Raw genomic sequence first — 20,604 nt, 5'->3', positions numbered from 1 at the left:
ACGGACATGACGATCAAGGGCAGCAGGCAGGAACTACAGGCGGGCCGCATCCGGCTTGGCATGGTCGGCGGCGGGCAGGGCGCTTTCATCGGCGCGGTACATCGCATCGCGGCGCGCCTCGACGACCAGTTCGAGCTGGTGGCCGGCGCACTCTCTTCCGACCCGGCCCGCGCCATGGCTTCGGCTGCGGAAATCGGCATCGCGCCCGACCGTTCCTACGGCTCCTATGAAGAAATGGCCAAGGTGGAAGCTGCAAGGCCCGACGGCATCGAAGCCGTTTCCATCGTCACCCCCAACAATGTTCATGCGCCGGCCGCCCGCGCCTTTCTGGAAGCCGGCATCCACGTCATCTGCGACAAGCCGATGACGACCACCGTCGCCGAGGCGCAAGGACTGGTCGATCTGGTGAAGCAGACCGGCAAGGTCTTCGTTCTGACCCACAATTATACCGGCTACCCGATGATGCGGCAGGCGCGCGCCATGGTCGCAGCCGGCGAACTGGGCGAGCTTCGGCTGGTGCAGGCGGAATACCCGCAGGACTGGCTGACCGAGCGGGCCGAGCTTGCCGGCTCCAAGCAGGCCGAATGGCGCGCCGATCCAAAGCGCTCGGGCGCCGGCGGCTCCATCGGCGATATCGGCACCCACGCCTACAATCTGGCGGCCTTCGTCAGCGGGCTCGAGACGGACGAGCTTCTCGCGCAGCTGACGACCTTCGTGCCGGGAAGGCTGCTCGACGACGACGTGCAGATATTGCTCCGGTACAAGGGCGGCGCGCGCGGCATGCTGTGGGCCAGCCAGGTCGCGGTCGGCCATGAAAACGGGTTGAAGCTGCGCGTCTATGGCAGCAAGGGCGGGCTGGAATGGACGCAGGCCGACCCTAACTATCTGTGGTTCACCCGCTTAGGCGAGCCAAAGCAATTGCTGACCCGCGGCGGGGCCGGTGTGTGGCCGCAGGCCGCGCGCGTCAGCCGCGTGCCGGGCGGCCATCCGGAGGGTTATCTGGAAGGCTTTGCCACGATCTATGCCGAGGCCGCGCGCGCCATTCGCGCCGCAAGCAGCGGGACGGCACTGGACGCCGACGTGCTTTATCCGACCGTGCAGGACGGGCTTGACGGCATGCGCTTCATCGAGGCGGCGGTCGCCTCATCGAAAGCCGGCAATGTGTGGACGAAAGTGGGATGAGCCCTTTGGCCGACCTCGCTCCTCTCAATCCCGGCGTGCCGCTGCTGGAAGCGGTCGGCCTGTCGAAATCCTTCGGCCCGGTCGAGGTGTTGAAGGACGTCAGCCTTGGCGTCAATCCGGGCGAGGTCCATGCCATCATCGGCGAGAACGGGGCCGGCAAATCGACGCTGATGAAGCTTCTGTCCGGGCACCTCCAGCCGACGCGCGGGGAACTGCATATCGGCGGCGAGACCGTGACGCTGACGGGGCCGGTCGACGCCGAACGGCGCGGCATCGTTTTGGTGCATCAGGAAATCCTGCTCGCACCCGATCTGACGGTCGCACAGAATGTTTATCTCGGCCGCGAACTGCACAAGCGGGGCCTCGTCGGGGGCATCGTTGTCGATGACCGCGCCATGAACGCCGGTGCGCACCAGGCCGTGCGCGATCTTGGCGCCGACATCGATCCCGACGTGGTGGTCGGCCGCCTTTCCATCGCGCAGCGCCAGCTCATCCAGATCGCGCGCGTGCTTTTGGTGCCGCATCGCGTCGTGATCTTCGACGAGCCGACCGCCTCGCTGACGCCGGTCGAGACGGACGCCCTGCTCAAGGTTATTTCGGCCATCCGCGCCAAGGGCGTCGGCGTCTTTTATATTTCGCACCGGCTGCCGGAAGTGAAGGAAATCGCCGACAAGGTAACGGTGCTGCGCGACGGAAAGCTGGTCGCCAGCCATCCGGCCAGCGAACTGGAGCCGGTCGACATGGCCCGCCTGATGGTCGGGCGCGACGTGGCAAAACTCTATCCGGACCGCCACACGGAAGCCGTTCGGGAAACGGTGCTGGAAGTCGAGGATTTCTCGGTTCCGGGCTACGCCCAGCATGCGTCATTCAAGCTGCGCAAGGGCGAGATCCTGGGCTTTGCCGGCCTTGTCGGCGCGGGGCGCACCGAACTGATGGAAGGCATCGTTGGCCTCCGGCCCGGTCGTGGCGCGCTGCGCATCAACGGCAAGACGGCTCATTTCCAGAATGTCGACGCCAGCCTGAAGGCCGGTATCGCCTATCTGAGTGAGGATCGGAAGGGCAAGGGCCTGCTCCTGGCCGAGGATTTGCGCATCAACCTGACGCTTGCCTCGCTGGACAGGTTCCAGCGCGGCCTGCAGGTCGACCGCGCCAAGGAACGCGTCGCCCTCGACAAGGCCATCGGCGAGTTCGACATTCGCGCCGGCCGCAAGGACATGCTTGCCGGGCAACTGTCGGGCGGCAACCAGCAGAAGCTGCTGCTGGCCAAGATGATGATGACCGATCCCGGCATCATCATCATCGACGAGCCGACGCGCGGCATCGATATCGGCACCAAGGAACAGATCTACAAATTCATCGCCGAGCTTTCCGCGCAAGGGCGTTCGATCATCGTCGTCTCGTCCGAGATGCCGGAACTGATCGGCATCTGCGACCGCATCGTCGTCATGCGCGGCGGCCGCCTCGTCGGCGAAGTGTCGGGCGAACACATGAACGAAAACGAGATCGTCGTCATGGCGACGGGCGTCAAATCCGGGGAGGCCGCATAGCGGATCGACAATGACCGACCTCGCAGCGAGCAATCAAAAAGTCCGGAAATCGTGGAAGGACATCGACCTGAGGGCGGTCGCGCCCTTCGTCGCGCTGGCTTTGCTTCTGGTGCTTGGCACTTTCGCCAACCCGAATTTCCTGGGCGTCGACAACCTCCTCAACGTCATCACCCGCAGCGCCTTCATCGCCATCATCGCGGTCGGCGCCACCTTCGTGATCGCCGCCGGCGGCCTTGACCTGTCGGTCGGCTCCATGGTGGCGTTCGTTGCCAGCCTGATGATCCTGTTCATGAACAGCGGCGTGATCGCCGACCCGGCCCTCATGCTGGTTGCCGCCATGGGCGTGGCCATCGTTGTCGGCCTGGCTTGCGGGCTTGCCAACGGCCTCGTCACCACGGTCGGGCGCATCGAGCCGTTCATCGCGACGCTCGGCACCATGGGCATCTATCGCGGCCTTACCACCTGGCTGTCGCAGGGCGGCGCGATCACCGTGCGTTCGCCCGAAATCCAGACGCTCTACCGTCCGGCTTATTTCGGCTCGGTGCTGGGCGTTCCGGTGCCGATCATCATCATCGTGGCGGTCGCTCTCATCGGTGCTTTCGTGCTGCATCGGACCCGCTACGGACGCCATGTGCTTGCCGTCGGCTCCAACGAGGACGTGGCGCGCTATTCGGCCATTCCGGTCGACCGCGTGCGTACCGTCACCTACATCATCCAGGGCCTGTGCGTGGCCGTTGCCTGCCTGCTCTACGTGCCCCGCCTCGGCTCCACCTCGGCCACCACCGGCCTGATGTGGGAATTGCAGGCGATCACCGCCGTGGTCGTCGGCGGCACCGCGTTGCGCGGTGGCGTCGGCCGCATCTGGGGCACGGTCTGCGGCGCGTTCATCCTCGAAATCGTCGGCAACATCATGCTGTTGTCGAACTTCGTCAGCGAATATCTGATCGGGGCCATCCAGGGCGCGATCATCATCATTGCGATGCTCGTCCAGCGTTCGCTGGTGCGGAAATCGTGAATGGCCGGATTGTCGGGTCGCCCGGTCGTCGATCAACTGACCTGAAGCTCTTGGGAGGTAACTATGCGTAAGCGAATGTTGGGCTTGGCCGTCGCCATGGCGGCCCTAATGGGCGTGGCTCACGCCGAAGACAAGAAAGTGACGATCGGCGTTTCGATACCTGCGGCCGACCATGGCTGGACCGCCGGCATCGTGTACCACGCAGAGCGCGTGGCCAAGCTTCTGATGGCAGAACATCCGGGGTTGAACGTCATCGTCAAGACCTCAGCGGATGCGGCGTCGCAGGCCAACGCGGTCCAGGATCTGGCCGTGCAGGGCATCGACGCGCTGGTCATCCTGCCGTCCGATCCGGACCCGCTGGTCAACGCCATCAAGGAAGTCAAGGACAAGGGCACCTTCGTGACGCTGGTCGACCGTGCGCCGTCGAACAACGACGATTCCGTGCGTGACCTCTATGTCGCCGGCAACAACACCGCTCTTGGCGCTGTGGCCGGCAAATACATCAAGGACACCACCCCGGATGCCCAGGTCGTCGTCATTCGCGGCCTGCCGATCCCGATCGACCAGCAGCGCCAGGACGGCTTCGACAAGGCGATCGAAGGCTCGGGCGTGAAGGTGCTGGAAAAGCAGTTCGGCAACTGGAACCGCGACGACGCCTTCAAGGTGATGCAGGACTATCTGACGAAATACCCCAAGATCGACGCGGTCTGGTGCCAGGATGACGACATGGCCGTCGGCGTGCTGCAGGCCATCGAGCAGGCGAAGCGCACCGACATCCAGTATGTCATCGCCGGCGCGGGTTCGAAGGACATGATCAAGAAGGTCATGGACGGCGACAAGATGGTTCCCGTCGATGTGCTCTATCCGCCGGCAATGATCGGCACGGCGATGGAACTCACCGCCAGCAACTTCTACGATCAGGTTCCGGTTCGCGGCACCTTCATCCTCGACGCCACGCTGGTGACCAAGGACAATGCGGAAAGCTTCTACTTCCCGGATTCTCCGTTCTGATTCTTTTTCGCCTCAAAAATGAAAAACCCGGCCTCGCGCCGGGTTTTTTTATGTCGATTTGTACCCGCGAGCAGCGCCCGCTGGCCGAAGCCTACTTGCCGCGATTGCGGGCGGCCAGCGTGCGCAGGCGCAGCGCGTTGAGGCGGATGAAGCCTTCTGCGTCCTTCTGGTCGTAGGCGCCACGGTCGTCCTCGAAGGTGACGAGGTCGTTGCGGTAGAGCGATTTTGGCGACTTGCGGCCGGAAACGATGACATTGCCCTTGTAGAGCTTCAGCCGCACCGTGCCCTCGACGTCTTCCTGGCTCTTGTCGATCATCGCCTGCAGCATGACGCGCTCCGGCGAGAACCAGAAGCCGTTATAGATCAGTTCGGCATAGCGCGGCATGAACTCGTCCTTGAGATGCGCGGCACCTCGGTCGAGCGTGATGGATTCGATGCCGCGATGCGCGGCCAGCAGGATGGTGCCGCCCGGCGTCTCATAGACGCCACGGCTCTTCATGCCGACGAAACGGTTCTCGACCAGATCGAGCCGGCCAATGCCGTTGTCGCGGCCAAGGTCGTTGAGCGCCGCCAGCATCGAGGCAGGAGATTTTTTCTTCCCGTTCAACGCGACCGGATCACCTTTGAGAAATTCAACCTCGATCTCGGTGACGACATCGGGCGCGTCCATCGGCGAAACGCTGCGCTGATGCACGAATTCCGGCGGCTCGACCCACGGGTCTTCCAGCACCTTGCCCTCGGAAGAGGAGTGCAGAAGGTTGGCGTCGACCGAGAACGGGGCGTCGCCCTTCTTGTCCTTCGGCACCGGAATCTGGTGCTGTTCGGCAAAGTTCAACAGGTCGGTGCGTGACTTGAACGCCCAGTCGCGCCACGGCGCGATGACCTTGATGTCGGGGTTGAGCGCATAGGCGGCCAGTTCGAAGCGGACCTGGTCGTTGCCCTTGCCGGTCGCGCCATGGGCGACGGCGTCCGCGCCGGTTTCCCGCGCGATGTCGACCAGATGCTTGGAGATCAGCGGGCGCGCAATCGAGGTGCCGAGCAGGTAGCAGCCTTCATAGACGGCGTTGGCGCGGAACATCGGAAAGACGTAGTCCTTCACGAATTCCTCGCGCACATCCATGACGCGGATGTCCTTGATGCCCATCATCTCGGCTTTCTGGCGCGCCGGCTCCAGTTCACCGCCCTGGCCGAGGTCGGCGGTGAAGGTGACGACCTCCGCGCCGAGTTCGGTCTGCAGCCATTTCAGGATGATCGAGGTATCGAGACCGCCCGAATAGGCAAGCACGACCTTCTTGACGTCTTTAAGCTTGGACATTCTTTCCGCCGTTCCGTGATAAAGGTTGGAGGCGAGGTATCACGCCGTTTCCGGGTACGGCAAGAGGATGAGGCGATTAGCCGGTTTTCGAGCGGCTCTTAGAGCCCCCTCTCACAAATTTTCCAAACGGGTTTTATTGGGACCAATCGACATTCGGCGATCGGAGCGTGGTATGTCGATTGGTCCAGGGTCAGAGTGTTAGTCGGCGCTGCTATCGCCAACGCCGTCCAGTTCCTCGATGGCTTCGTCCGGCAGGACCAGTTCGGCCGCAGCAAGGTTCTCCCGCAGATGCCCGACGGAAGACGTTCCGGGGATCAGCAGGATATTCGGCGCGCGGCGGAGCAGCCAGGCCAGCGCAACCTGCATAGGCGTCGCGCCGAGACGCGCGGCGACGCCGGACAAGGTTGAGGACTGGAGCGGGGTGAACCCGCCGAGCGGAAAGAACGGCACATAGGCGATGCCCTCGCGCCCAAGATCATCGATCAGGCCATCGTCGTCCCGATGCGCCAGATTGTACTGGTTCTGCACCTCGACGATTTCGCAGATGCGACGGCCTTCCGCTATCTGGACCGGCGTGGCGTTGCTCAAGCCGATATGGCGCACCAGACCCTGCCGCTGTAGCTCGGCGAGAGCGGAAAGCGGCGCTTCGATCGGCCCTTCGGCGGGGCCGTGCGTGTCGAACATCAGCCGGAGATTGACCACATCCAGCACGTCGAGGCCTAGATTGCGCAGATTTTCGTGTACCGCCTGGGTCAGTTCTTCGGGCGAAAAGGCTGGCAGCCACGATCCGTCCTCGCCCCGCCGCGCGCCGATCTTGGTCACGATAAGCAGATCGTCGGAATAGGGGTGCAGCGCCTCGCGGATCAATTTGTTGGTGACGTGCGGGCCGTAGAAATCGCTGGTGTCGATGTGGTTCACCCCGGATGCCACGGCCTCGCGCAGCACGGCCAGAGCCGCGTCGTGGTCCCTGGGCGGGCCGAAAACGCCCGGCCCCGCGAGTTGCATGGCGCCGTAGCCCAGGCGGTTCACGCTGCGGCCGCCTAAGATAAAGGTGCCGGACTTGTCGATATTGGTCATGGTCGGTCTCCTATCAAGATGAACCCAAGATAGTTGCTGTGCGACCTGTCGATAATTGGGTACAATCCGAACAGCTTGTGCGGAGTACCGAACAATGAAGGGCGATCTGTCCGATCTGAATGCCTTTGTCGCGGTGGCGCACGCCGGCGGCTTTCGCGTGGGAGCGCGGGCCAGCGGCCTGAGCGCTTCGGGTCTGAGCGAGGCCGTGCGTAGGCTCGAAGCGCAGCTTGGTGTCCGGCTCCTCAACCGGACGACGCGCAGCGTCGCTCCCACCGAAGCCGGCAAGGGCCTGCTGGAGCGGCTTAGCCCGGCATTCGCCGAGGTTGAAGCTGCCCTCGACGCCGTGACCGGCTTTCGCGACAGGCCGGCGGGAATGCTCAAGCTGAACGTTCCGGTCAGCGCTGCTCGCCTGGTGCTGCCCGCTATCGTTCCGCAATTCCTCGACGCCTATCCCGACATCCGGCTGGAAGTGATCACCGAGGAAAGCTTCGTCGACGTGCTGGCCGCTGGGTGTGATGCAGGCATCCGTTACGACGAGCGGCTGGAGCAGGACATGATTGCGGTGCCGATCGGACCGCGCGTCCAGCGCTTCGCCGCCGCCGCCTCCCCTTCATACCTTGCCAGCCATGATCGGCCGGAACATCCCCGCGACCTGCTCGACCATGCCTGCCTGCGCAGTCGCTTTTCCGGGCGGGCCGTCACCCCGTGGGAATTCGAGCGCAACGGCAAGACGATAGAAGTCGATCCAACAGGGCCGCTCATCGTGCGGGCAGGTGGAGGGGTCGATCTCGCCGTCGATGCGGCAATCGCGGGAAACGGCATCATTTACTTGTTCGAAGAATGGCTGCGCCCGCATTTGCGGAGCGGCGCCCTCCAGCCCGTCCTCGAACCATGGTGGCCGCGTTTTTCCGGGCCGTTCCTTTACTATCCCGGCCGCCGCCTCGTGCCGGCGCCGCTGCGCGCCTTCATCGATTTCATCAAAGCGCCCGCCAACCGGACCTGACGTCCGCCCGGCTCGGAGACGATTCTACCTTGAGGGGAGCGAGGGCGTTGAACGGTCGCTCCATCCGATATGCTGCATCCCGGCCGAACTTCGGCCGGGATGCAGGGAGTTGCGGTTACTCGGCGATCTTGCCGCAGGTGGTCAGCGCGTCTTCCGGCGTACAGACCTCGGTGCCGGTCTTGATGAACGGCTCAACGGTTTCGCCCTTGGTCAGCTTGTCCAGCGCCATGATGGTTTCGTAGCCCATGGAGGTTCTCTGCGGCGTGAGCCACGCCATGGGAACGCGGCTGGTCACGCTGTGTACCGGAACACGCGACACTGCCGACCAATGGCGGTGGCATCCGGCAAACGCCGATGCCGACGCATGGCGCGACCTTCTCGTGGAGATGGAGAAGGCCGTCGCCATCGCAGAGCGCTTCGATCTGGAACTGGGCATCGAGCCCGAACTGGCCAATGTCGTCTCCAGCGCGCCGGCCGCCGCGCGGCTTTTCAAGGAAATGGCCAGCACGCGCCTGCGCCTCGTGCTCGATCCGGCCAATTTGTTCGAGGTGGCGACGCCGGAAGAAAGGCATAGGCTGGTGGAAGAAGCGGTCGGCCTGCTCGCGCCGCGCATCGCCATGGCCCATGCCAAGGACAGAAGCGCGGATGGCGGCTTTGTGGCGGCCGGCCAGGGCGTGATCGACTTTCCCCATTTCGTCGCTTGCCTGGAAAGTGCTGGCTTCGACGGCCCCCTGATAACCCATGGGCTCACCGAAGCGGACGCGCCTGCGGTGGCCCGCTTCCTGAAGGGCGTATTAGAGCGCCATGCGTCCTCTGCGCCGCGGGAAGGCGGCAGATGACCGCTTTCGACCGGGACGGCGTTCATCTGGCATATCGGAACATCGGCAGCGGCCGGCCGGTGCTTTTCCAGCACGGTCTCGGCGGTGACGATGCACAGGTCGCCGACATTTTCCCGGACGTACCAGTGGTTCACAGGATCACGCTGGAGTGTCGCGGGCAGGGCGGTTCGTCTTTCGGGTCGGCCGAGCAGCTTTCCATCGAGACCTTCACCGACGACCTCGATGCATTGGCGCGGCGGCTGGAATTGGGAGCGGCTGTCGTCGGCGGCATTTCCATGGGAGCGGCGATTGCCCTGCGCATGGCGGTGCGGCGGCCCGAACGGGTGCGCGCGCTGGTCCTGGCACGGCCGGCATGGGTCACGGCTTCGGCTCCTGCCAATATGAAGCCCTACGGCCTGGTCGGCGAACTCCTCCAGACCTGCCCGCCGGATGAGGCGCGCCGCCGGTTCGATGCGAGTGAAATGGCAGCCCGGCTGCGGCAAAGCGCGCCCGACAATCTCGCCAGCCTGCAAGGCTTCTTTTCCCGCGTCGACCGCTGGCCTTTGGCGGATTGCTGAGCGCCATCGCCGCTGACGGCCCCGGTGTTGCCGAAGAGGAACTGCGCGCGATCGAGGTTCCGACGCTGGTGATCGGCCATGGAAGCGACCTGGCTCATCCGCTCGGCCATGCCGAGACGCTGGCCCGCCTGATCCCTAGAGCGGTCCTCCGCGTCATAACGCCGAAGGCCGTCGACCGGAACGCCTACCGGCAGGAATTTCGGGCCTGTCTTGCCGAATTCCTGGATGCCCAGGCATGATGCAAGGTGCAGAAACGGCAACGATCGCCGTGGCGGAAATCGGCGGAACTTCGGTCAAGGTCGGCTTTGCCGATCGTGGCGCGCCGCTTGAGTTTACGCGCACCTGTTCGACTGACGAACTTCGGCACGGCGTGCCGGTTTCCAGGTTGGCGGCCATCTTGCGTACTGCCTCGCTCGAGGCCGGGCTGGCGATAGAGCGCGTGGTGGCGACCGTTCCCGGTTTCATCGGGCGCGATTTCGACACTGTCCTGCACACAGCCAACATTCCGGAGTTGAACGGAACGCATCTTGCTTCGGAACTGGCGGCGGCGCTTGGCGTGCCGGTGCGCCTTGAGCGCGACGTCGTTCTCCAATTGCTCGGCGAAAGCATCGCCGGCGCCGTTCGCGGGGAGAGCGAAGTACTGGGCGTCTATTTCGGCACCGGCATCGGTGCGGCATATCTCGGCCGGGACGGCATTTTCCGCGGCGGCGGATGGGCGCTTGAAATCGGGCATATGCCAGTGCGCCGAATGGACGACCATGGTAATCCGCCCCGGCGCGTCGAAGCCTATGCTTCGGGCGTCACGCTGGTCGATCTCGCTTCCAGGCACGGCGTCGCGGTCAACGATCTGTTTGAGGCGGGCGCCGGCTCGCCGGCGCTCGCCGACGCGCTTGACGACATCTTATGGCAGCAGGCGGTGACGGTCGCCAGCGCCGCAGTATTATTCTCGCCGCAAACCATTCTTCTGGGCGGCGGTGTCGTTGAAATGACGGGATACCCCCGCGATCTGCTCAAGCACCGCATCGTTGGCTGCCTGCCGCACTCCGGATTGATCCATTCGCCGGATATACGCTGGGCCTGCCTCGGCTGGCAGGCGGCCATCCACGGCGCGATTCATCTTGGCTCCGCAGAGCGGCAGCGCTTGGCGGAATGAGGGATTATTCTATATAGTCGGCCGCGCAAAAGCTGATCCCTCGTTGTCGACCTCATGCTGGCGGAACATTCATGGTAATTTCAGAAAACGCCCGCAGCAGCCAGGCGGTGGACGCCGCCGCCCGCCTTGCCGCGATTTTCGATTCGTCCTTCGACGCCATCGTGGGGAAGGATCTGAACAGCGTCATAACGGACTGGAACCGCGCCGCCGAAAGGCTGTTCGGCTACACCGCGCAGGAAGCGGTGGGCAAATCCGTTCTCATGCTCATCCCCGAAAACCGGCACATGGAAGAAACCGACATCATTGACCGCATCAGCCGTGGCGAGCGGGTCGAAACCTTCGAGACGCTGCGGTTGCGCAGGGACGGAACGCTTATTCCCGTTTCGCTGACCATCTCACCGATCAGGAACAGCGATGGCGAGATCGTCGGCGCGTCCAAGATCGCCAGGGATATTTCGCAGGCCAAGGAAAGCGAGCGGCGTATTAAGCTGCTGCTGCGTGAGGTCAATCATCGCGTAAAAAACCAGTTTTCGGTCATTATCTCCATGGTCAGGGAAACGGCGAAGCGGGCGGTCAACCCGCAGGATTTCGAAAGGCAGATACGCGACCGCATCATCGCGCTGTCGCGATCCCACGACCTTCTGGTCACCTCCGACTGGCAGGGCGCCAGCCTGTTCGACCTTGTCGAAGAGCATTTGAAACCGTTCGGCTATGAAGAGCAGATCACGCTTTCCGGCCCGCTTCTCACCCTGTTGCCGAACGCCGTCCAGTATATCGGCATGGCGTTCCATGAACTGGGAACCAACTCGGCCAAGCATGGCGCTCTTTCGCGGGGTGCCGGGCGGATCGCGGTAAGTTGGCAGGTGACGTCAGACGAAGCAGGGCAACGCGAATTGTCGATCATCTGGGAAGAAACGACGCCTTCTGCAACGACGGACACCGGTCGGCACGGCTTTGGCAGCATCGTCCTCCAGCGAGTCGCGCCGGCGGCGGTCAATGGAACCGCCACCCTGGAAAAGAGAGAAGGTAATTTGCGCTGGGTCCTGAAAGCACCCGTCGCGTCAGCGCTTGTTCAGCCCGGCGTAGAGCCGGAAAGCGAGGGCGATCTCCCGCTCCCGCTTTAGATTTCCACACCCGATCAGTCACGCCGGGCGGCCGCCCGGAAAATTGTCCAGCAGCGTATTCAGGTCGCCGGAAGGCATCCGGCCCTCGGGCGTCAGGCCGTCCACCGCGTCCGGCAGATCCTTGGTCAGCCGCTCGACAAGCTCATCGATCGACAATCCTGTCTGCGCGGAAAGTTCTTTCAGCGTATCGGGATCGATCGCCTTTTCGATCTGGTCGCGCTGAACCGACTTGTTCGGCCCGGTGCCAACCCAGCTATCGACGGGATCGCCGGCGCCCGCATTGCGCAGCCGGTCGAGCATGTCGTTCAGGCCGCCAGCCAGACCGCCGCCGTTCGGGTCGGTCGAAGACGCGCCGCTGATGAGTTCGCCAAGTTTGTCGCGGTTCTTGTAGGCCAGTAGCCCGATCAGCGCGACCGCGACATTTTTCAGATTGAGGCTCATGATGCGTTTCCCCTTGTTGCGCAACGAAAAGCCGCAGCCGGCGGAAAAGTTCCGCAATTCCACTTTTTTTCAGAAAGCCGTGGAACCGGTTTCGCTTCCGTCCATTCTCTCTCGCACCCATTCTCGGGGGCGTCTCAGGCAACGGGCCCGCATGTCCATGGATGTGCGGGCCTTCTGCCGAAATGGCAGATGGCCAGCGGGCTTTCCCTGGCGGTGGCGAAGGCGGCGGGGATCAGGCTTCGCGCCGGCTCCGGAACTGCATCTCGGTCTGCACGGCGTCCTGAAGATCGAGGATTTCGGAGCGGATCACCGCGTCGGACAGGCCCGAAGCACGCATGCCAGTGACGATCTCGGCGACCCTTGTCCGCCAGAACTCGCTGGCGGCAGGGCCGTGCACCACCTCCAGATCGTCGACCATCGTCTTGACGAGATGTGTGCGGGAACTCAGCGGAAAAGGAATCAGGTCAGCCATGCCGGCACAGTTGGCCAATCATGGTTTACAGAGGGTGAACACGGAAAAATTCCGGCAGTTCAGTGATCGGCCACCGGGTCTTGCACGACCGTCTTTTCCGGGACGGCCGCTGCTTCGGCTCCGGGTGCCAGCCTGAGGATAGCTGGAATAATACCGCCGATGAACTGCACGGCGCTGAGGATGACGGACAGCAGGAAAGCAAGGGCCAGGACCAGAGGGCTCGTCAGCGCGCGATCCATCCAGGTCGGCGCGATGTTCGCCGGTTTGGCGCCGCCGAAATAGCCGATCTCCAGCGACACCGGACCGGGAGCCGAAACCAGGCCGACATTGAATCCCGGCTTGCCCGGTTCGACCTTGGCGATATGGCCGAAGACCTCGGCCGGCTGCCTTCCTTCCTTGCCTGCGGTCATGATCTCGGCGCTCTCACCGCTCCTGATCTTGCCGGCCTTCAGCACCTCGGTATCTTCCGACCAGAGGGGCTTTTCACGCACCTCGTAGGTTCCCGAAAGGAGCGTCCGCGTCTCGCCGGAAGAAACCTGGTTGCCAACCCGGGCGGTGCCGTTGAAGGAAAGCACGCCGAGTGCTGCCCATTCATCCTTGCCGATGACGATTCGCGTCCGGTCGTCCCATCCTGCCTGGCCGAAAAGCTCGAGCACCAGGACCTGCGGCTGCGGAGCGGATAACTTTACCTGCGCGCCGGGGCTCCAGTTGATGCGCTGCGCGTCGCCGCTGCCCTTCTCATAGCGTCTTTCGTCGCAAGCACCGGTCCCGCGGGGCAGGGTGCGCTCGATGCGCTTGAGCGGCTTGCATATCGTTGCCTGGCCGAGAGGCCAGTCATTGGTCTGTCCGGCAAATTGGATGTCGATGCCGGTGGCCGTCGTCTCCACGATGAAGGTGCGATCGGCGCCGACGCCGGTCAAGATCACGATCATCGCCACGATGGCGATGACGGCCAGCGCGCCTGTCGCGGCGCTGATGGCGGCGACGCCTTTGCGTGAAATCCGCCAGCGCCCGACAGGGTTCAATTGTCGCCCCCGGGCTTGCCACCGGGAAAGAGGACCATACGCTCCTCGCGTCCCATTTCGCCGTTCTTGAACGACAGGGCTACGGCTTCCACCCGCTCCAGGCCGCCGATCTCATCCGGCAGCTCGCAGGCGGTATCAAACGCGTTTCTCGCCGCCGAGGAAACCGGGCTGCAGGCGATTTCGGCAAATTCGGCGTGGGCGGGAAAGCTCAGGAAGGTCTCTTCGGCCCGCGACATGTTCAACAGCAGGCGCAGCGGGGCATACTTCGCGTCGCCCCAGAAAAACGGGGGCGGCCTCGTCCGTCGTTTTGGCGCAATCTCCGCGCAGGAGAACGGCCGAAACCAGCTCTCCCGGTATCGCGCCCACCTTTTCGACGTTCTTGCTGGGATACTGCAGGGGGCTGCTGCCGCCGGACCAGTCATCCGCGACACGATAGGTGTTGAGCGATTCATAGAGACCGTCCGCCGAGACCACCTTCAGGCAGACCGGACTGCCTCTCCACCCGGATGGAATCCGGGCGGCGACGTCGATTTCGCCGCTCTTCGGGGCCTTGGTGCCATAGGCGGTCAGGCCGACGAGCCTTGCGCCGGAAATCTCCGCCGCATCGCGGACAACCTCGTAGAAAGGGTTCGAAACGAGCGCGACTTTACTCGTCGGGTCGGCTAGGGCGATACTCGGTACGAAAAGGGCAAGAGCCATGAGTTTGCGAGACATGTGATGCGCCCAAGATGATACAGCCCAAGACATTGTTCTTCGCCATACTAGCCTACATTCTGGCTGGTTTCACCCCTGCTTCGGCACAGGCGGTGACCGTTCAGAGCGGGGATGAATTCGGCCACGGCTTCATGGTGCGGCAGGGCGGCACCTGCTACGTCCTGCTGCCCAAACACGTGGCGGCGGGGCAAAGGCGCGTTACCGTCTTTTCGGCGGCCCCGTCGTCCACTCCGGCGCGCTGGTCGAGACGCCTTTCTGGGACGGAATGGACCTTGCGATCGGCGTGGTGCGCGGCCCGATCGAGAAGCGCTGCACCGTCGAACTGTCCAGCCTCGACATTTCGGTGCAACCGGAGACTGGCGCACGAACGCAATTGCTGCGCCTGCGCCAGTCCGGCGAGCCGGAACGTATCGAGATGCTGGTGACCGACAGCCAGTATCTCACGCTCGAGGCCGAGATTGCTGACGGCAAAAGCGAATTGTTCAAGGGCACCAGCGGCGCGTTCCTGTTTGCGGACAACAAGCCGCTGGGCATGGTGATCGAGGCTCTGTCGCCGACGAAGGGGCGGTTCATCCGGATCGAGGAGATATACCAGAACGTTGCGCGCCGCGTCAGCCGCCGTGCCGGTTTCTCCATTGCCGATGCCGACATGCCGGCTGCGACGCCGGGCGACGACGATGCCGGCCTTGCCTTTCAGTTCGTCAGCGCGACCCTCCCACCGACCACCCCCGATCTCTCGGAGAGCAACCTGGACGGGCTAGGCAGCTACGTCTTTCAGTTGACCCGCCCCAACCGAATGGCCTTCCAGGTGGCGGGGGACAAGACGGTCTCGCTCTCGCAGGTGAGGTTGCGCGCGGACACGGCAAGCGGCTATGCCGTTCCGCGCGACATCCGCATCGACGTCTCGTCCTCCCCGGACGGCCAACGGACGCGCCCCTTCTACAGCGGCGAGATGCCTTCCGATGGTGTCCTCGTTGCCAAGGCCCAACCCACCCGGGCACGCTGGGTCTTCGTCACCGTCGCATCAGGCTGGGACAGCGGCCGCATCGGGCTCGACGCCATCAGCTTCCACTGAGGCAGACGCCAAACTGTTCCGCCGGCTGCGAAATACCCTAAAGCACGTCGCGATCTTTCAGATTCGCTTGCCGAGCTTCTGGTCTTTGTTTTCTCGCATGTCTTTACCCCGAAACCGGTTCCCACTTTCGGGAGACATGCTCTAATTCGTCACGGGAACCGTGATCGGCGCCGGGGGAACGAAGCCGACGACGCCGGTCAACTCGCCCTGGTCGTTCAAGGTCAGCTGCACCCAATTGTTGCGCCACGGATTGATCGCGACCTCGGTTTCGGAAATCCGGACGAAGCAGCTGTTGTAGTTGGTATGCCTGTAGCAGGATTCCTTGGGGTCGAATTCACCGACTTTCAGGGTGATGAAGCCGCGCTTGTTCTGGTCGACCGTCCCCGAAAGTTCCCCGATGCTGCGGGTGAAATAATCCTGATCCTTGACGCCGGCGCCGTCGATATAAAGGCGCAGGACCGGACGGCTCTGGAAGAAGGCCTTCAAGGCTGCATACTGCACCAGCTTGTTGGGACTGAAGAGGCCGTAGTCGAGCGCCATGCGCTGCAGCTTCGGATCGCCCGATTCCAGCATGACTTCCATTGCCGCCATGGAGCGGCTCGGATCCGGATCATTGAGAAGCGCCTGGTATTCGTTGGCGCTTGCGGTCTTTTCGTTGACCTTCGCCATGATCTCCGCCGGGGTCAATGTCTGCGCGGCTGCGGAAAAGGAAAGCGCCGCGCCCATCAGAAGCGCCGAGAAGACGGTCTTTGCACGCATGCCGATAGCCTCCCATGCATAAAATCGGAATCCCGGGAGAAAGTTGCTCGCTTAGTTGCGGCGGAGCAAGCCGATTTTGATGCGAATGGGCCTTCTCCAGGCGATTGCGAGGAATGGGGTGCCATTCGCCAATTGCTTCATTGCCGGCCCCAATCGGCTTTTCCCCTGGAGGCCATCATGGAGATCACTCGCTGGACAGGGCAACGAGGACTTCTGTCAGCACCTTGGCGCCCTGTTCGACGTGTTCCGGCTCGCTCCATTCGGCCGGATTATGGCTGATGCCTCCGCGGCAGGGAATGAAGATCATGCCTGTCGGGCAGACAGCGTGCAACTGCCTCGCATCATGTCCGGCTGCGGAATAGATTGTCATATGCGGCACATTGGCTGCGGTAGCCGCGGCTTCAATCCTTGCACGGATGGAGCCGGCGAAGGTGATGGAATCGGCCTGGGCAATCTGTTGCAAGTCGATCGTGCACGGTGAACCGCTTTCCGCGACCAGTTTGCGGATCGACCGATCCATCGTTTCGACAACTTCGTTGTCCGGGTGCCTGATGTCGATGGAAAAATAAGCCTCGCTCGGCACCACCGAAGGCGCATTCGGTTCCACCTTCATATGCCCGACGGTGAATTTGAAATTGTCGATGGCCGAAGCAGCTTGATGCATGCGCGCGATCAGGTCGACTGCGCCCAGCAACGCATCCTGCCGCTCTTCCATCGGTTCGGTGCCGGCATGTGCCGCTTTTCCGGTTACCCTGACGCGGTAGCGTCTCGTGCCCTGGATTCCGGACACGACGCCGAGCGGCATTTCCGCTTTCTCAAGCACAGGCCCCTGCTCGATATGCGCTTCAATGAAACAGGCGGGCCTACGCCCCAGCGGCCTGAGCGGGACGTTGACGTCCTGCTTCAGAATTGCTGCGACAGCCTGGGACACACTTGTTCCGCCCGCGTCGCGAAGATCAAGGATCGTCGGCAATTCGGAGGGGAAGCAAAAGGCGGTCGAACCGTTCATGCCGGGGGCGAAGCGGGATCCTTCTTCATTTGTCCAGGCAACCACCTCGATCGAGCGCAGCGGTTTATGCCCGGCCTCGACCATCGTCTCCAGCGCTTCCAGCGCCGCCAATACCCCAAAAGCACCGTCGAATTTTCCGCCCGTCGGCTGGGAATCGATGTGCGAACCCGACATCACCGGATCAAGATCCGGATTCACCCCTTCCAGCCTCAGAAACAGATTGCCGATATCGTCGGTGAAGGGCCGCAGGCCGATCTGGCGTCCCCAGGCTACAAGCTGCGCCCGGGCTCCGACTTCCTGCTCGGATAGCGCCTGGCGGTCGACGCCGCCGTCCTCGCGTGCACCGAAAGCCGCCAACGCTTCAATGCGCTGCCACAGGCGCTTGCCCGATACATGCTCGAAGATCGGCCTTTGGCTCATGACTTTCAGTCCGTACGCATGATCTGGGAGGGGTTTGCGCGTGGATCGCGCGCCTCCCAGCGGTTCGACTGCACGTCATGGAGAAAATCCTCCAGGATACGGTTGAACAGCGCCGGCTCCTCGAGATTGAGGGTGTGGCCGGCCTTGGGCAACACGGCAAGGCCACAACGGGGAATGACCCTTTTCAGGAAAATGCCCGGCTGCAGGCAATGGTCGTCCTCATCTCCCGCCATTACCAGCACGGGCGTGTCGAGACGGCGCAGGCCATCTTCGAGATCGTAAAGCGACGGCCTGTTCATCTGTACACCGCGCATCGTGTTGGCTGCGCCGACCGAGGCGTGCTTGCCGAGCCTTTCTGCAAACAACTGCCAGCCGCGCGGATCCTTGGCCTGAAACTGTACCCGCGATGCACCCTCGGCATAGACCGGCGCAAAGTCGGCGGCGCCCCGCTTTTCGAAATTGCGGGCAACTTCGCTGGACACGTTGCGGAAATAATCTTCATGCGCCTTTTCGGCGCCGTAGCCTGCGCCGGCGGCGGTAACGGAGAGGAGCCGATCAGGATGCCGAAGCGCGGCATGGAGGCAGGCGAACCCTCCCATCGACAAGCCGACGATATGCGCCTTGTCAATTCCCAAGCCGTCCATGACATCGATAATGTCGTCGGCAGCCCGGACCTGCGAATACTTCTCGACGTCCGACGGGATTTCCGAGGGTGGATAGCCTCTTGCCGCAAACGTGACGCAGGTGAAGCGGCGCGCGAAATGGTTCAGTTGCGGCTCCCAACTCCAGTGGCTGCCTCCGAACTCATGGACGAAGACGATCGCCTCGCCCTTGCCTGCCGCCTCGCAATAAAGATTGATACCGTCGGTTGTTCGGATATGGGTCATGGCGCTACCGTCAGATGACCGAGCGGCGGGACGCAATGCCGCCATCGATCGTGATGATCGTCCCCGACGTGTAGGCTGACCGTTCCGATGCCAGGAACAGGAACATGTCGACGATTTCGCGAAGATGGGCCGGACGCTTGAGCGGATAACGCTCCAGCAGTTCGGTATAACGCGTTTCGTCGTTGTACAGCGTCTTGGCACGCAGTTTGAGCATCTTGTAGATACGGCTGGTGTCGACCGGTCCCGGATTGATGCCCACCACCCGAATGTTGTCGTCCAGGCTGCTGCCGCCAAGCGCACGGGTGAAGGCCATCAGGCTGGCGTTGCCGGTTGCGCCGGCAATATAGTCCGGATCGCAGATTTCACCGCCATTGCCGATATTGTTGAGAATGACGCCGCCGCTGCGAGCCTTCATCTTGGGATAGATGATCCGGGTCAGGTCGACATACCCAAAACCTTTGAGGCCCCAGCCTTCGCGCCACGCCTTTGCATCCACCTGCCAGAGGTTGCCGCTGGGAATGGTCCCGGCATTGTTCACCAATATGTCGACATCGCCGGCTTCATCGGCCACTTGCTCGATGGAAGAAGGTGCCGAGAGATCGATCGCCGTGATCGTCACTGGGGCATCCGACGTCGACTGGATTTCCGCCTTCAACGCTTCAAGACGATCCAGCGAACGGGCGACCAGATGCAGGGAGCATCCCTCTTCGGCAAAGCCGCGCGCCAGTTCCTCGCCGATGCCCTGGGATGCGCCGGTTATCAGCACATGCTTGCCTTGTAAGTTCAAATCCATCGTTGTTTCCTATTGCTTGCAGCGTGATTCCCGGCCCGATAGTGCAGGGCGGCTAGAACAAAGCGGTCTGGTCGTTCAGCCCGCGAGCCTTCTCGACCATTTCCGGCAAAAGCTGCGCAAATGATTCCACCCATTCGGCAGGAACGCTGACGCTCACCTTGATGAAACGGTCGCCAAAGGTTGGTGTGTGGTAGGCGCCTTGCCGGATCATGATGTCCTGTGCCTGGTAGGCAGCGACAAGGGCTTCGGGCCTGACGCCGGCCGCCTGGCATTCGATGATGACGAAATTTCCATTTGACGGGTAAACCGGCATGCTGAGGCCGGGTACAAGGTCGACCGCCGCCTTGACCCGAGCCTGGTTGTCGCGTTGCGCCTGCAAGACGGCAGGAAACCATTCCGCGCGCGAGGCAAGGCCGGCCATCGCGGCGCGCTGGGCGAGAATGCTGGAACCCAGATTGTTCGGCGGTGCGCTGGCAAGGCTTTCGATGACGTCCGCGGTCGATACGGCAGCGCCGATGCGCATGCCGGCCATGCCCAGCCATTTGGAGAAGCTGTAGATCGTAAGGGTCTTTTCCGGATAGAACTGGGCAGCCAGATGATGCTCATAGGCAAAGTGGCGATAGGTTGAATCGTGCACGAGATAGGCGCCGGCGGCTTTCGCGATTGCCGCGATCTGCTCGATTTCCTGCCGGGTTGCGACCGTGCCCAGCGGATTGTTGGGATCGACCAGATAGATCATCTTGGTCTTGGGCGTGATCGCTTCCGCCAGCCTTTGGGGCGCTAACCGGTAGCCGTACTCCTCGCCGTAGACAGGTATCTGCTTGACGGTCGCACCCTTTGAGCGTGCGAATGCCATCGGCCAGTTCCAGGTGGGATCGGTGGTGATGAACTCGTCGCCCTCTTCGAGGAAGGTGTGGCAGATGTGGTAAAGCGACGCCACGGCCCCATCCGAAACCAGCGCCGATTGCCCCGTGAGACCAAGATCGTCGACGATACCGGCCCGCAGTTCCTCGAAGCCGGCGGGTGGCGCATAGATGTGAAATTCTTCATCCCGAATCGATTTGTGCATCGCTTCCAGAACCGATGGATGCGGCGACGCGTGGTTGGTGTTCTGACCAAGCCATTTCAGGCCCGGCGTATTCACCAACTTGTCGAAATGACGGTTGCGGATCTCAAATCGCTTCAT

20 protein-coding genes and 2 pseudogenes are annotated in these 20,604 nt (G+C 62.8%); 10 read left to right on the top strand and 12 right to left on the bottom strand.

What is annotated here, in order from left to right; all coding sequences use genetic code 11:
- Positions 1-6 precede the first annotated feature (6 nt).
- From ACX3P0_RS10710 to ACX3P0_RS10695, 4 genes are all read left to right on the top strand, one after another.
- On the top strand, positions 7-1,182 hold the full coding sequence (locus ACX3P0_RS10710; protein ID WP_459088349.1) for a Gfo/Idh/MocA family protein: 1,176 nt from the start codon (positions 7-9) through the stop codon (positions 1,180-1,182).
- Entirely contained in the window at positions 1,179-2,729 is a 1,551-nt protein-coding gene (locus ACX3P0_RS10705) for a sugar ABC transporter ATP-binding protein (protein WP_459088347.1), read from the top strand. Before ACX3P0_RS10710 ends, ACX3P0_RS10705 begins: the two co-directional genes overlap by 4 nt.
- Positions 2,730-2,739: 10 nt before the next feature.
- Positions 2,740-3,744, top strand: coding sequence for an ABC transporter permease (locus ACX3P0_RS10700; RefSeq protein WP_459079053.1), 1,005 nt, complete (start codon positions 2,740-2,742; stop codon positions 3,742-3,744).
- 63 nt (positions 3,745-3,807) lie between these two features.
- The gene (locus ACX3P0_RS10695; protein WP_459088345.1) at positions 3,808-4,755 is read left to right on the top strand and encodes a substrate-binding domain-containing protein; all 948 of its coding nucleotides are present in this window, start codon (positions 3,808-3,810) and stop codon (positions 4,753-4,755) included.
- Between the two features lie 91 nt (positions 4,756-4,846).
- Here the strand turns inward: ACX3P0_RS10695 and ACX3P0_RS10690 are convergent, their stop codons facing one another.
- A complete protein-coding gene (locus ACX3P0_RS10690) occupies positions 4,847-6,070 on the bottom strand; it encodes an argininosuccinate synthase (RefSeq protein WP_459088343.1) in 1,224 nt (407 codons plus the stop codon).
- Positions 6,071-6,268: 198 nt separating this feature from the next.
- A complete protein-coding gene (locus ACX3P0_RS10685) occupies positions 6,269-7,147 on the bottom strand; it encodes an aldo/keto reductase family oxidoreductase (RefSeq protein WP_459079050.1) in 879 nt (292 codons plus the stop codon).
- A gap of 94 nt (positions 7,148-7,241) precedes the next feature.
- On the opposite strand from ACX3P0_RS10685, the gene ACX3P0_RS10680 reads away from it, so the two are divergent.
- Positions 7,242-8,150: a LysR family transcriptional regulator gene (locus ACX3P0_RS10680; protein WP_459088341.1), complete on the top strand. Its 909-nt coding sequence runs from the start codon at positions 7,242-7,244 to the stop codon at positions 8,148-8,150.
- A gap of 115 nt (positions 8,151-8,265) precedes the next feature.
- Here ACX3P0_RS10680 and ACX3P0_RS10675 read toward each other — a convergent pair.
- Positions 8,266-8,397: pseudogene (locus ACX3P0_RS10675) on the bottom strand (sugar-binding protein); the annotation flags it as partial.
- Between ACX3P0_RS10675 and ACX3P0_RS10670 the strand changes: the two are divergent.
- The 4 genes and pseudogenes from ACX3P0_RS10670 (at position 8,396) to ACX3P0_RS10655 (ending at position 11,823) form a co-directional block, all read left to right on the top strand.
- Positions 8,396-8,989, top strand: a complete 594-nt coding sequence (locus ACX3P0_RS10670) for a sugar phosphate isomerase/epimerase family protein (RefSeq protein WP_459088339.1) — start codon at positions 8,396-8,398, stop codon at positions 8,987-8,989. The pseudogene ACX3P0_RS10675 and the gene ACX3P0_RS10670 sit on opposite strands and share 2 nt — an antisense overlap.
- A pseudogene (locus ACX3P0_RS10665) lies at positions 8,986-9,785 on the top strand (alpha/beta fold hydrolase). The gene ACX3P0_RS10670 and the pseudogene ACX3P0_RS10665 overlap by 4 nt, the downstream one beginning before the upstream one ends.
- Positions 9,782-10,699, top strand: coding sequence for an ROK family protein (locus tag ACX3P0_RS10660; RefSeq protein ID WP_459088337.1), 918 nt, complete (start codon positions 9,782-9,784; stop codon positions 10,697-10,699). Before ACX3P0_RS10665 ends, ACX3P0_RS10660 begins: the two are co-directional and overlap by 4 nt.
- Positions 10,700-10,770: 71 nt before the next feature.
- The gene (locus ACX3P0_RS10655; protein ID WP_459088335.1) at positions 10,771-11,823 is read left to right on the top strand and encodes a sensor histidine kinase; all 1,053 of its coding nucleotides are present in this window, start codon (positions 10,771-10,773) and stop codon (positions 11,821-11,823) included.
- Between the two features lie 18 nt (positions 11,824-11,841).
- Here the strand turns inward: ACX3P0_RS10655 and ACX3P0_RS10650 are convergent, their stop codons facing one another.
- From ACX3P0_RS10650 to ACX3P0_RS10635, 4 genes are all read right to left on the bottom strand, one after another.
- Positions 11,842-12,264, bottom strand: a complete 423-nt coding sequence (locus ACX3P0_RS10650; protein WP_459079040.1) for a YidB family protein — start codon at positions 12,262-12,264, stop codon at positions 11,842-11,844.
- Between the two features lie 232 nt (positions 12,265-12,496).
- Entirely contained in the window at positions 12,497-12,736 is a 240-nt protein-coding gene (locus ACX3P0_RS10645; RefSeq protein ID WP_459079039.1) for a DUF6074 family protein, read from the bottom strand.
- Positions 12,737-12,795: 59 nt separating this feature from the next.
- Positions 12,796-13,761, bottom strand: coding sequence for a hypothetical protein (locus tag ACX3P0_RS10640; RefSeq protein WP_459088333.1), 966 nt, complete (start codon positions 13,759-13,761; stop codon positions 12,796-12,798).
- Positions 13,758-13,997, bottom strand: a complete 240-nt coding sequence (locus ACX3P0_RS10635) for a hypothetical protein (protein ID WP_459088331.1) — start codon at positions 13,995-13,997, stop codon at positions 13,758-13,760. The genes ACX3P0_RS10640 and ACX3P0_RS10635 overlap by 4 nt, the downstream gene beginning before the upstream one ends.
- Positions 13,998-14,740: 743 nt before the next feature.
- Between ACX3P0_RS10635 and ACX3P0_RS10630 the strand changes: the two genes are divergently transcribed.
- Positions 14,741-15,550, top strand: a complete 810-nt coding sequence (locus ACX3P0_RS10630) for a hypothetical protein (protein ID WP_459088329.1) — start codon at positions 14,741-14,743, stop codon at positions 15,548-15,550.
- Between the two features lie 141 nt (positions 15,551-15,691).
- Here the strand turns inward: ACX3P0_RS10630 and ACX3P0_RS10625 are convergent, their stop codons facing one another.
- The 5 genes from ACX3P0_RS10625 to ACX3P0_RS10605 form a co-directional block, all read right to left on the bottom strand.
- On the bottom strand, positions 15,692-16,309 hold the full coding sequence (locus ACX3P0_RS10625; RefSeq protein WP_459088327.1) for a hypothetical protein: 618 nt from the start codon (positions 16,307-16,309) through the stop codon (positions 15,692-15,694).
- Between the two features lie 184 nt (positions 16,310-16,493).
- Positions 16,494-17,738: a M20 family metallo-hydrolase gene (locus ACX3P0_RS10620; RefSeq protein ID WP_459088325.1), complete on the bottom strand. Its 1,245-nt coding sequence runs from the start codon at positions 17,736-17,738 to the stop codon at positions 16,494-16,496.
- 5 nt (positions 17,739-17,743) lie between these two features.
- Positions 17,744-18,625: an alpha/beta fold hydrolase gene (locus ACX3P0_RS10615; RefSeq protein ID WP_459088323.1), complete on the bottom strand. Its 882-nt coding sequence runs from the start codon at positions 18,623-18,625 to the stop codon at positions 17,744-17,746.
- 10 nt (positions 18,626-18,635) lie between these two features.
- Positions 18,636-19,418, bottom strand: a complete 783-nt coding sequence (locus ACX3P0_RS10610; protein WP_459088321.1) for an SDR family oxidoreductase — start codon at positions 19,416-19,418, stop codon at positions 18,636-18,638.
- A gap of 52 nt (positions 19,419-19,470) precedes the next feature.
- Complete coding sequence (locus ACX3P0_RS10605) at positions 19,471-20,604, bottom strand: pyridoxal phosphate-dependent aminotransferase (RefSeq protein ID WP_459088319.1); 1,134 nt, start codon at positions 20,602-20,604, stop codon at positions 19,471-19,473.

This window comes from Mesorhizobium sp. A556 (assembly GCF_054489545.1).
Note: the sequence above shows the minus strand (reverse complement) of the source record. Positions and strands in the feature narration are given on the sequence as shown.